General features: G+C 60.3%; 11 protein-coding genes. 5 read left to right on the top strand and 6 right to left on the bottom strand.

Annotated elements, in window-relative coordinates:
• Window positions 1–363: 363 nt before the first annotated feature.
• From I6E39_RS10750 to I6E39_RS10735, 4 genes are all read right to left on the bottom strand, one after another.
• Window positions 364–1482, bottom strand: coding sequence for a DHHW family protein (locus I6E39_RS10750; RefSeq protein WP_235381581.1), 1119 nt, complete (start codon window positions 1480–1482; stop codon window positions 364–366).
• 13 nt (window positions 1483–1495) lie between these two features.
• Window positions 1496–2899 carry an MBOAT family O-acyltransferase gene (locus I6E39_RS10745; RefSeq protein ID WP_235381580.1) on the bottom strand — a complete coding sequence of 468 codons (1404 nt, stop codon included), beginning with the start codon at window positions 2897–2899 and terminating at the stop codon, window positions 1496–1498.
• Between the two features lie 60 nt (window positions 2900–2959).
• Window positions 2960–3880, bottom strand: a complete 921-nt coding sequence (locus I6E39_RS10740) for an Ig-like domain-containing protein (protein WP_235381579.1) — start codon at window positions 3878–3880, stop codon at window positions 2960–2962.
• Between the two features lie 104 nt (window positions 3881–3984).
• The gene (locus I6E39_RS10735; RefSeq protein WP_235381578.1) at window positions 3985–4524 is read right to left on the bottom strand and encodes a nitroreductase family protein; all 540 of its coding nucleotides are present in this window, start codon (window positions 4522–4524) and stop codon (window positions 3985–3987) included.
• Window positions 4525–4827: 303 nt separating this feature from the next.
• Here I6E39_RS10735 and I6E39_RS10730 point away from each other — a divergent pair, with 303 nt between their 5' ends.
• The 5 genes from I6E39_RS10730 to I6E39_RS10710 all read left to right on the top strand — a co-directional run bounded on the left by I6E39_RS10730 (window position 4828) and on the right by I6E39_RS10710 (window position 8926).
• Entirely contained in the window at window positions 4828–5178 is a 351-nt protein-coding gene (locus I6E39_RS10730) for an ArsR/SmtB family transcription factor (RefSeq protein ID WP_420908192.1), read from the top strand.
• Between the two features lie 63 nt (window positions 5179–5241).
• Window positions 5242–5463: a cation transporter gene (locus tag I6E39_RS10725; RefSeq protein WP_235381576.1), complete on the top strand. Its 222-nt coding sequence runs from the start codon at window positions 5242–5244 to the stop codon at window positions 5461–5463.
• A gap of 279 nt (window positions 5464–5742) precedes the next feature.
• Complete coding sequence (locus I6E39_RS10720; protein WP_235381575.1) at window positions 5743–7590, top strand: heavy metal translocating P-type ATPase; 1848 nt, start codon at window positions 5743–5745, stop codon at window positions 7588–7590.
• A 162-nt stretch (window positions 7591–7752) separates the two neighbouring features.
• Complete coding sequence (locus I6E39_RS10715) at window positions 7753–8511, top strand: ZIP family metal transporter (protein WP_235381574.1); 759 nt, start codon at window positions 7753–7755, stop codon at window positions 8509–8511.
• A 94-nt stretch (window positions 8512–8605) separates the two neighbouring features.
• Window positions 8606–8926: a rhodanese-like domain-containing protein gene (locus I6E39_RS10710; RefSeq protein ID WP_235381573.1), complete on the top strand. Its 321-nt coding sequence runs from the start codon at window positions 8606–8608 to the stop codon at window positions 8924–8926.
• A 239-nt stretch (window positions 8927–9165) separates the two neighbouring features.
• Here the strand turns inward: I6E39_RS10710 and I6E39_RS10705 are convergent, their stop codons facing one another.
• Together I6E39_RS10705 and I6E39_RS10700 are read right to left on the bottom strand one after the other, a co-directional pair.
• Complete coding sequence (locus I6E39_RS10705; protein WP_235381572.1) at window positions 9166–9483, bottom strand: hypothetical protein; 318 nt, start codon at window positions 9481–9483, stop codon at window positions 9166–9168.
• Window positions 9480–10664: a polysaccharide deacetylase family protein gene (locus I6E39_RS10700; RefSeq protein ID WP_235381571.1), complete on the bottom strand. Its 1185-nt coding sequence runs from the start codon at window positions 10662–10664 to the stop codon at window positions 9480–9482. Before I6E39_RS10700 ends, I6E39_RS10705 begins: the two co-directional genes overlap by 4 nt.
• Between the last annotated feature and the right edge of the window lie 200 nt (window positions 10665–10864).

The following is a 10864-nucleotide window of genomic DNA, read 5'->3' as shown; positions in this document are numbered from 1 at the left end:
TCTCGTTTATGCCAGACTACTTCAAGAACGGGGCACACTCGGGCGGCCCGGCAGGCCAGGTGGGTAAGAGACAACTGCTGGCAGTCTTTGCCGCCATCGAGGCGGGCTGCATTGCTTATCCCCCGTAAAATCTTCTCCATTTTGCGAAGTAAAAGGCGGTGTGAGTGCTCTCATATTTTGCGATGTACGAACAACGCAAGGCCGCCTGCTCTTCCGTAATGGGGGCCGGGGCGGCGCGGATAGCGCAATGGAATTGCGCGTGGCCGCCCCGGCGATTCTTTGGTTTCTTTCTGATCGTTCAGAAAGAAACCCGCTCCGCAGAGCGGAATCCTTTCCAAAAACACTCCAACCATAGACTAAAATTTATCTTCCCAGCAGGAACAGATTCTTGTCACTGGCAAAGTTGGAAAAGGAATACAGCACCGCCACGGCGTCGATGTCGTGTTCTTCCACATAGCCCTTGACGCTGGTCAGATTGTCCCGCGGGTCGAAGAGGTGGATCTCCGAGAACCGCTCCGTCAGGAAGGGAGCCAGGGAGTCGGAGTAGGAGTCCCGGATAATAAGCACCTTGGGTGCGTCGGTGTGCTCCGTCTCGATGACGCACAGGGGCTGCCGTCCACCCAAAAAGTAGGAATACTTGTCCTTGACTTCCAGGTAACTGTCCACATACAGGCTGCCCTCTTGGGGCTGGCCGGTAAAGTAAGAGGTGACCTTTACCCCGTCCCCGGGGACGTAGGTGTCGATCTGGTCCGGTTTGACCCAGCGTACTCCGGAGGAGGAAAAAATGGTTCCGTTGAAGTCATCGGTCACGGTGGCCTTCTCGTAGTTGCTCAAGTCCAGCGGCTCCATCCCCATGGCCTCCAGCAGGGCGTTGGCTCCGTAGAAGGCTCCCAGACTGGTCCAGTGGTGGTCGGTGCGGTAGTAAATGGGCTCATCCTTGTGGGAGGCCAGTGCCCCCGCCACGTCCACGGTGTTGGCGCCGGTACTGAAGTACAGCCGATCAATAATGTCCAGCTCGTCGGCGGTTGGAGCGCCCGCCGGCAGTTTGTCCGACCAGATGGCGGCGGCAGTGGGGATCAGGCCGAAGTAAACAGGGACGGAGACGTTGCCCGCCAGGGCGTCCACATAGCTCATGTCCCTGTCCAGCTTGTCCGGGTCGGGGGTGTCCACCCGGTTGATCAGGGTATCGTCCTTGGCGAAGTAGACCCCGTTGTTCTCCTGCTTGCCGGACAGCCGCTCGCTCCAGGCCTTGGCCGCCACCCAGAAATCCCGTCCCGCGATGTGGTCGGAGACATAGTCCTCGGCGTCCTCCATGAACTGGCCGTCGGTCAAGGACTCCAGGCTGAGCTCCGGGGGCTTTTGCAGGTAGCGGTTTTCCAGCTGGGAAAACTCCTTTTTGGGCAGCAGCAGGCTGACCAGGAAGATCCCGCCGATAAAGGCGCAGAACAGAGCGGTAAGAACGATACTGTATTTTTTCGTCATATGTCGCGCCTCCTCAGAAACGGAAATACAGGAAGGGGTTGTAGGTGCCGTCCACCAGATAGGCGGTGCACAGCACCAGCCCCGCCAGGATCAGCACGGCGCCGGAGACCTGGGCCGCCCGCCGGGGCAGCTTTTGGTACGCCGTTACGCCCAGGGGGGTGGAGGCCAGAGCTGCCGCGCACAAGACAGGCAGATAGCCGGTCAGGTAGTAGACCAGAGCCCCGTCGGACAGGGGCACACCGCCCAGGCCGAACATGACCTTCAGATAGGCGGTGAGGTGGCCGAAGTCCTCAATGGCAAAGATGGCCCAGCTGACTACCACGAAAAACAGGGTGTACAGGTGACGCACTAGGGCGGGGGCCTTTTCCAGCAGCTTGAGCAGGAAAAACTTTTCCGCCATCAGCAGGCAGAAGAAATACAGCCCCCAGAGAAGATAGTTCCAGCTGGCCCCGTGCCAGATGCCGGTGGCTGTCCAGACCACCAGCAGGTTGAACATCCACCGGGCCTTGGAGCAGCGGTTGCCCCCCAGGGGGATATACAAATACTCCCGGAACCAGGTGGACAGGGAGATGTGCCACCGCCGCCAGAATTCGGTGATGCTCTTGGAAATATAGGGGTAGTTGAAGTTGGGCAGGAACTCAAAGCCCAGCATCCGGCCCAGACCGGTGGCCATGTCGGAGTAACCGGAGAAGTCAAAGTAGATCTGGAAGGTGAAGGCCAGCACCCCCAGCCATGCCCCGGCCACCGTCAGATCGGCGGGGGCCATGGCTTTGTAGCTGTCCCACAGCATTCCCACATTGTTGGCGATGAGGAGCTTTTTGGCCAGCCCCACCATGAAGATCTGGACGCCGGAGGCGAACTTCTCGGTGGAGGTGTCACGGCTGTCGATCTGATCCCCCAGGTCCTTGTATTTGATGATAGGGCCGGCGATGAGCTGGGGGAACAGGGTGACGAAGGTACCGAAGTTGAGGATGGACCGCTGGGCCCGGGCGTCTCCCCGGTACACGTCAATGGTGTAGCTCATGGTCTGGAAGGTATAGAAGGAGATGCCGATGGGCAGGTGGATGTTCAGCACCGGCATAAAGGTCAGCCCCATGGCTTGGAGAGAGCCGGCGATGAAGTCCCAATACTTAAAGAAAAACAGCAGGGCCAGGTTAAACAGGATGGAGGAGGCCACCGCCAGCCGGGCGCCCCTGTCGTTGTCCCGCTTTTTGCACCGCTCCACCAGCAGGCCGTGGGTAAAGTCGATAGCGGTGGACAGGAACATGATGACCACATAGGCCTGCTCCCCCCAGTAGTAGAACAGCAGGGAGGCGCACAGCAGCACCAGGTTCCGGAACCGCCGGGGCACCACATAGTAGACCAGCAGAGTCAGGACCAGAAAACAGAACAGGAAAATGGGGGTGGAAAAGACCATGGGGGACCTCCTCAGAACAACGGCGGACGAGAACTCGTCCGCCGTTTTGGAATGTTGGGATCAGAACAGGGCGTTGAAATCCTTCACGATGGCCTGGTAGTCATCATTGACCACCATCATGATGTAGTTGCCGTTGGAGACCACCTTGGAGCACTCGGTCCAGATCCGGGTGGGCTCGGGATACCAGGCGCCGCCGTTGGCCATGTCATCGATGCGCTTTTGGAGAATGGCTTTGACGGCGTCCACGTCCTTACTGTCGGACACCTGGATGAGTGCGAACTCGCCGTTGTTCATGCTCATCATGGTGGCGTAGACCAGACACTGTTCGGTGGCGATGTCGGTCAGACCGGGGTAGAAGGCGTCGGTCATCTCCTTGTCGGCCAGCTCCAGGAAGTTGGAGAACTCATAGGTCCCGGTGACGGAGGTGTAGAAGGCGGCCAGGTCCACCTTGGCGGAGGGGGCGGAGCCGGAGCCGTCGGGCTTGGCGGTCTCGGCCTGCTCCTCCCAGCGGCAGCGGACGACGCACTGGACGGTCAGCTCGCCGCACTGCGCGGTGATGGTGGTGGTGCCGGGAGCCACGGCGGTAACGGTGCCGTCCTGAGTCACGGTGGCCACGTTCTCGTCGCTGGAGGACCAGGTGATCTTGGCGTTTTCCACGCCGGTGACCACGGCCTTCAGCTTGTAGGCCGCTCCGGCTTTGGACAGGGTGAAGTCGGACTTGTTCAGCCCCAGGCTGGGACCGTCGGGGATGGCGGATTGATCGGGCGTTTCGGGGGTGCTCTCGTCAGGGATGGAAGCATCGGGCGCGGAGGCGTCGGGTGCGGAAGCATCAGGTGCGGAGATGCTGGCGCTGCCTTCGGGCAGAACATCTCCGCTGCCGCTGCCGGAAGCACCGGAATCATTTCCCTTTCCGCCGCAGGCGGACAGAAGAGACAGGGACAGGGCGCAGGCCAGAAGCAGGGACAGGGTGCGTCGATTCATGATAAAAACTCCTTTTCGGGGCTGAATAATCAGCGTCATTTTTGGGGTTTGCAAGTGGTTTGACGCTGGTTCGGGGAAAAGGTTCCCGGATCGTCGGAAAATTTTCAGCCGACCCAAAATACCGGGTTGCCCTTGTGCTCCTTGCGGCCGGGGTGGACCGGATCGGCGGGCCAGCCCAGAGAGAGGGAGGCGCAGATGACCTCGTCCTCGGTGACTCCGATGGGGGCCAGCAGCGCCCGCATCTCCGGATCGTCGGTCAGGTGGTGGGGCTGGTTGATCCAGCAGGAACCCAGACCCAGGGCGGAAGCGGCAAGCATCATGTTTTCCATGGCGCAGGAGGTGTCCTGAAGGGCGAGGCTGTTGGACTTGGAGTTGGTCACCAGAATCAGGACGGGGGCCCCATAGCGGCAGTCCCGGCCGGCATAATGCTTCATCCGGCGGCTCACAGTGTCGGTGATGCCGGCGAGCACCTTGGGGTCGGTGATCACATAAAAGCGGGTCAGCTGGCAGTTTTGGGCGCTGGGGGCGAAGCGGCCCGCCTCCACAATGGCGGCCAGGGTGGGCCGGTCCGGGAGGTCAGGCCGGAAGCTGCGGCAGCTGCGGCGGTCCAGGATCAGATTCAGAAATTCCTTGTTATGTTCCATGACGATTATCCTTTCTTTGTGGGTGAAATGTGGGGGGACGCTCCGGCGGAGCGCAGAATGTTCCAATGGAGCAGCCCATTGAAACATGGGCAGAATGCCTTCCCGGCGGTATTGGGAAAGCCGACCGGAAGGAGCAAGCAGCAGCCACCGCGGAGATCAGTGGTCATTATTATATCAGCCTCTGTGGAAAAATGCCATAGTTCGCCCCATTTTCCTGTTGACAAAACGAAAAGGCGGGAGTATAGTACAATCAAACATATGAATACATGTTCATATATTGAAAGGAGACCGAGCATGGAACGGATGGATTCCCCCTGCTGCGAAGAAAATCTGGTCCACCAGGATGCGGTGGAGCAGGTGCGAGGGCTGCTCCCGCCGGATGAGACCCTGTATGATCTGGCGGAGCTGTTTAAGATCTTTGGGGACAGCACCCGGGTCAAGATCCTGTACGCCCTGCTGGAGTCGGAGCTGTGCGTGTGCGACATCGCCAAGCTGATGGAGGTGTCTCAGAGCGCCGTGTCGCACCAGCTTCGGGTGCTGAAGGCCAGCAAGCTGGTGAAATTCCGCCGGGAAGGCAAGACGGTCTATTACTCTCTGGCGGACGAGCATGTGATCCGCATCCTGTCCCAGGGCATGGAGCATATTTTGGAGTGACTCCGGGACTCCGACAAGCAAAAGGGATGCTATGAAATCAATTTTAAAAAGGAGTGCCATACTATGAAAAAGACCTTCAAGCTGATTGACCTGGACTGTGCCAACTGCGCCGCCAAGATGGAGGCCGCGATCAAGAAGCTGGATGGCGTCACCGACGCTACCGTCAGCTTCATGACCCAGAAGATGACCATCGAGGGGGACGACGCCCGGTTTGACGACATCGTGAAAGAGGCTGTCAAGGTATGTAAAAAAGTGGAGCCCGACTGCGAGGTTGTCATAAAATAAATTTTAGTTTATCGTTTCATGTAGGGTGAGGGCTTGGTAGGGCGGGGGTTTATCCCTCCCCCTTTTGGCCTTCGGCCATTTCCCCCCGACGGGGGGAATCGTCCCCCGCCGTATTTTGGCGGCGGCCCCAAGGGGCCGCCCTACGGGCGGGGCGTCCAGAGGCCGCCCCCTACGAAGCCATATTGTGAACCGTGCGTAGGGGGCGGCGTCCCCGACGCCCCATAATACATCCATAAACTAAAATTTACCTCTTTATTTCAAACAAAGGAGCAACCACCTATGACGAAAAAGCAAAAAAAGATGCTTCGGCGCATTATCGTCAGCGCCGTGTTGTTTCTGGCGCTGAAGCTGGCGGATGTGACGGGCTGGCTGGGGCTGATCCTCTATCTGGTTCCCTATGCCGTCATTGGCTGGGACGTGCTGTGGCGTGCCCTGCGCAACATCCTGAACGGTCAGGTCTTTGACGAGAATTTCCTCATGGCGGTTGCCACTGTGGGAGCCCTGGGCTGCGGAGAGTACCCCGAGGCGGTGGCTGTCATGCTGTTCTACCAGGTGGGCGAGCTGTTCCAGAGCGTGGCCGTGGCCCGCAGCCGGCAGTCCATCTCCGACCTGATGGATATCCGTCCTGATTATGCCAACGTGGAGCGGGAGGGCCGGCTGGTCCAGGTGGACCCGGAGGAGGTGTCCGTGGGAGACATCATCGTCATCAAGCCCGGAGAACGGGTCCCTCTGGACGGCGTGGTCACAGAGGGTACTTCCGCTTTGGATACCGCCGCCCTCACCGGCGAATCCATGCCCCGGGACGTGGCGGAGGGCCAGGATGTGATCAGCGGCTGCGTCAATTTGAGTGGTCTGCTCCGGGTGAAGGTGAGCAAGCCCTTCGGCGAGTCCACCGTGGCCAAGATCCTGGACCTGGTGGAAAACTCCGCCTCCAAAAAGGCGAAGGCGGAGCACTTTATCACCAAGTTTGCCCGGTATTACACCCCGGCGGTGGTCTTTGCCGCCCTGGCCCTGGCGATCCTGCCTCCCCTGCTGGGGATGGGCCCGTTTGGCATGTGGCTCCGGCGGGCCCTGATCTTCCTAGTGGTGTCCTGCCCCTGTGCGCTGGTCATCTCCATTCCCCTCAGCTTTTTTGGGGGCATCGGAGGTGCCTCCAAGCAGGGCATCCTGGTCAAGGGCGGCAACTATCTGGAGGCACTGGCCGGGGCCGGGATCGTGGTCTTTGATAAGACGGGCACCCTGACCAAGGGGGCCTTCGCGGTAACAGAGGTCTGTCCGGTGGGCATGACAGAGGAGGAGCTTTTGACGCTGGCCGCTCTGGCCGAGCAGTTCAGCGACCACCCCATCTCCCGGTCCATCCGCTCCGCCGCGCCCGACCGGCTGGATCTGGAGCGGGCTGCCTCCGCCGAGGAGATCGCCGGCTGCGGGGTCAAGGCCGTGGTGGACGGCATGACGGTCTGGGCGGGCAACGCCAAGCTGATGAAGCTGGCGGGGGTCCAATTTGACGAGTCGGGAGACCGGGTAGGCACCATGATCCATGTGGCGCTGGAGGATCGCTATGCCGGTCATATCCTGGTGGCCGACCAGGTGAAGGAGACCAGCGCCCAGGCGCTGCGGGAACTGAAAGCCGCCGGCATTCGCAGAACGGTGATGCTCACCGGCGACGCCCCGGCGGTGGGCGAGGCCGTGGGCAAGGCGCTGGGCATCGACGAGGTCCACGCCGGCCTCCTCCCCGGGGACAAGGTGGACCGGGTGGAGCAGCTGCTGGCAGGCAAACGGGCCGGGGAGCAGCTGGTATTCGTGGGGGACGGCATCAACGACGCGCCAGTGCTGTCCCGGGCGGACATCGGCGTAGCCATGGGGGCCATGGGCTCCGACGCGGCCATTGAGGCCGCCGATATCGTGCTGATGGACGACGACCTGTCCAAACTGCCCGTAGCGGTGCGGATCGCCCGGAAGACCCTGGGTATCGTCCGCCAGAATATCGTCTTTGCCCTGGGGGTCAAGTTCCTGGTGCTGGCGCTGTCCGCTCTGGGCCTGGCCAACATGTGGATGGCGGTCTTTGCCGATGTGGGCGTGTCCGTCATCGCCATTCTCAACGCCAGCCGGATGCTGAAAGCGAAATGAAAAAGCGCGCGCTGTGGAACGAACCACAGCGCGCGTTTTGCCGCATGCCGGATTGGGGGTTCATCTCTCGGACTTCCTGTGGTATAATAGGCCACAACCGGAACAGCGGGCCGGACGGCGGCAGCCTGTACGGTCACAGGAACATATAAGGAGATTTTTTACATGGAGATTGTTTTGTTAACAGCGCTGGGGGTGGGCGGAGCCACCGTGATCGGCGCGGTCCTGGGCTTTGCATTGAAGGAGATCTCCCACCGATTCAGTGACATCGTCCTTTCCCTTGCGGCAGGCGTCATGCTGGCGGCGGCGGTCATCGGACTGATCCTCCCTTCGCTGGAGTATGGCGGAAAGAGCGGACTGTCTGGTACGGTGGTCGGCATTTTCTGCGGAGCGCTCTGCCTGAATCTGATGGACAAGGCGGTGCCCCACCTGCACCGTCTCACCGGCGTTGACCAGGAGGCCCATCCCGCCGGGACGGAGCAGCTGGATAAGGTCCTGTTGTTTGTCATGGCCATCGCCATCCACAATCTGCCCGAGGGCGTCGCCGCGGGCGTCGGCTTCGGTACGGGCAATACCGGGGAGGCCATGACCATCGCCGCCGGCATTGCGCTGCAGAATATCCCGGAGGGTATGGTGATCATCGCCCCCATGCTGGCGGCCGGGATGAGCCGCGGCAGGACCTTCATCGCGGCGCTGGCCACCGGGCTCATTGAGGTGCTGGGGACCCTGCTGGGATATTTTGCCGTCAGCCTGTCCGCCGCCGTTCTGCCGTTTGCCCTGGCCTTTGCCGGGGGCACCATGCTCTATGTCATCAGCGACGAGATGATCCCTGAAACCCACGCCCATGGCTGCGAATGCGGCGCGACCTACGCTCTGCTGGGCGGCTTTTGCCTGATGCTGGCCATGAGCCACTATATGGGATGAATCCGCCATCAGTTTTGTCATAACTTTCCGGCACTGTTTTGGATGGAATACGGCTATCCTGATAAAATACTAGAGAAACACGGGAGGGTGCACTATGGGATTTTTTGATCGGTTGAAACCGGCTGACATCAACTTCGGAGTGGCGCGGGTTCAGGCAACGCCCGGCGCAGTCCTGCTGGATGTCCGCACCGGCGAAGAGTACGCCCAGGGGCATATCCCCGGCAGCAGGAATGTGGATGTGCAGGACATTGGAAGAGCAGCCGAGCTGGTCCAAGACAAGGACACGCCCCTTTTTGTCTACTGCTACAGCGGCGCCCGCAGCAGCCGGGCGGTTTCCGCGTTGAGGTCCATGGGATATACCAATGTCACGAATATCGGCGGGATCGCCGGCTATCGTGGGCAGATCGAGGGATGAATAGATGAACGCTGCGGCCCCGGAAAGTGTGTCGGGCGGGGCGCGATATGTCTGTTATAATAGGGCCAAAAGGAAAGCGCCGCAGGTCATCCTGCGGCGCTGAGTCTGTCGATTAACCCATCCTACCAAAGGGTTTGGAGGAATGGACCGTTTGAGAGGGGAACGGAACGGTCCCAATTCTTTTTCGTTCCTGCCAATGAACATAGGGGTAGGAGACAATAAAGCACCTCCCCTTCTGGTCATAAGAGCTCAAACAGACAGCCCCACACATAATCCAGGTCCTCAAACCGGGTGTCCGGGGAGAGACGGAATACCGCCCTGTCGTGCTCCGGTACCGCCAAAACACCGTATTCCTGCTCCAACCGGACAAGCAGCTGGGCCGGGTCATGGCCGGGGAAACGGGCGGCCACCAGGCCGCTTTCCTGGTCGGCTTGAAGCACCTCCGGCCCCCCGGGGCCAAAGTCCTTGAGCCGGGCTTCCAGATGCCGGACCAGCCGGGCCACCAGCGCCTCCTGTCCCGCCGCCGGGCGGGGGGTCTTCAAATCCACATATCTCATAGTCTGGTCTCCATGGGAATGCTCACCACAAAGTTGTTGGCTTTCAGCTGCCGAAGCAGGGCGCTCAACACCCGACCTGTGTTGGCCGTCCCGGGCAGGGTCAGGTAGGTGGTGCGGGTCCGCCCCTCCAGCCGGCGCAGGGCGCTGGACGCGAAAGCGTTAGCGCCCACCGTGTCAGAAGGGGAAAGGGACACGGACTCGTTCCAGCACACCCAGCCCTCAGCTTCCAAAGCGGACCGCTGGTCCTTGGGGGCCCAGACTACGGTGGTGCGGGCGTGGGCCGTTTGCTCCAAGATGCGGTTGCCCTGTTCCAGAAGTGCCCGGGTCTCCTCCAGGTCGTGTCCGTCGGCCAACAGCCCGATGCTGTGCCCGGTGCCCAGAATGCGGCGCACCAGATCGGGGTTTTCCTCCAGTGCCTGGGGGGTCATCAGAAACAGAGCGTAATTGCCCTGCGTGTCCAAAGCGTTCAGAATTCCGGTCAGATCCCCGCCCGGACGGCAGAGAAAAGCCAGGTAGGTGCCCACATCGGGGGAGTTGGGATCGTCTGCGGTGTCATTTGGCGTGACGGAGGGAGTGTCCGTATCCGTACCGGTGCTGGCTCCGGCGTTGGAGCCCGGAGAAACAGGAGCGGGGTTGAGGCTCTGGTTGTACTCCCGCAGCCTCAAGTTGATGAGTTCGCTGGCAGCGTCAACAAATTTGGCGTCGGACAGAACCGCCGCCTCGCTTTTGATGCGGACCAGATAGCCCTGGCTGATGGCGATGTAAGAGCGGCTCAGCCCGAAGAAGTCACAGACTGTATTCAGAGGGACGTAAGGGCGGCCATTTCGTATGATGGCCCGGGAGGAAAAAGTTTCGCCCGTGGTATCATCCCGGCAGGTCCCGGCCCGCAGGTCAAAGACCAGGATCTTTCGCAGCTTGTAAATGGTGACGGTGGAGTTGCTGCGGTCATAGCTGCCGTAAAGATCCAGATTTACGCCTGTGGAGTCTTTATCAAAAACTGTGTAGGGCACATAGAGCTGTCCTCCGGACCAGAGAGGCATAGTGTCGGCCGTCAGGGGGAGAAGATTATCGTTGACGGACGTGAAGTATAAGTCGGCAGCGGAGACGGGCAGGGGAAGCAGCAGAGCAAGGCACACCAACAGGGCCAGAAGCCGTGGGATGATCCGATGCCGTTTGTTCATGGTGGGCGCCTCCTCTCCGTTCTGGGTGGGAACTAATTATATCATAGTATAATCGGATGGGCAAGAACGGTAAATTTTAGTTTATCAGTGGATTTTGCCTGCGGGCGGGACGGAAGTTTGGACAAAGGGATGTTTCGCCCCCGGGCGAGGTACTTTTGTAGAGATACAAAAGTACCCAAAAAATCTCCGGGGCTTCGGCC

The sequence above is a fragment of the Pseudoflavonifractor phocaeensis genome (assembly GCF_021531375.1).
Lineage (GTDB): Bacteria > Bacillota > Clostridia > Oscillospirales > Oscillospiraceae > Lawsonibacter > Lawsonibacter phocaeensis_B.
Note: the sequence above shows the minus strand (reverse complement) of the source record. Positions and strands in the feature narration are given on the sequence as shown.

What these genes read in the sequence shown, in the direction of transcription:
- I6E39_RS10735 (WP_235381578.1), bottom strand. Translation starts at nt 4,524, where the DNA reads ATGGAACATAACAAGGAATTTCTGAATCTGATCCTGGACCGCCGCAGC.
- I6E39_RS10720 (WP_235381575.1), top strand. Translation starts at nt 5,743, where the DNA reads ATGACGAAAAAGCAAAAAAAGATGCTTCGGCGCATTATCGTCAGCGCC.
- I6E39_RS10750 (WP_235381581.1), bottom strand. Translation starts at nt 1,482, where the DNA reads ATGACGAAAAAATACAGTATCGTTCTTACCGCTCTGTTCTGCGCCTTT.
- I6E39_RS10730 (WP_420908192.1), top strand. Translation starts at nt 4,828, where the DNA reads ATGGATTCCCCCTGCTGCGAAGAAAATCTGGTCCACCAGGATGCGGTG.
- I6E39_RS10700 (WP_235381571.1), bottom strand. Translation starts at nt 10,664, where the DNA reads ATGAACAAACGGCATCGGATCATCCCACGGCTTCTGGCCCTGTTGGTG.
- I6E39_RS10705 (WP_235381572.1), bottom strand. Translation starts at nt 9,483, where the DNA reads ATGAGATATGTGGATTTGAAGACCCCCCGCCCGGCGGCGGGACAGGAG.
- I6E39_RS10740 (WP_235381579.1), bottom strand. Translation starts at nt 3,880, where the DNA reads ATGAATCGACGCACCCTGTCCCTGCTTCTGGCCTGCGCCCTGTCCCTG.
- I6E39_RS10715 (WP_235381574.1), top strand. Translation starts at nt 7,753, where the DNA reads ATGGAGATTGTTTTGTTAACAGCGCTGGGGGTGGGCGGAGCCACCGTG.
- I6E39_RS10710 (WP_235381573.1), top strand. Translation starts at nt 8,606, where the DNA reads ATGGGATTTTTTGATCGGTTGAAACCGGCTGACATCAACTTCGGAGTG.
- I6E39_RS10745 (WP_235381580.1), bottom strand. Translation starts at nt 2,899, where the DNA reads ATGGTCTTTTCCACCCCCATTTTCCTGTTCTGTTTTCTGGTCCTGACT.
- I6E39_RS10725 (WP_235381576.1), top strand. Translation starts at nt 5,242, where the DNA reads ATGAAAAAGACCTTCAAGCTGATTGACCTGGACTGTGCCAACTGCGCC.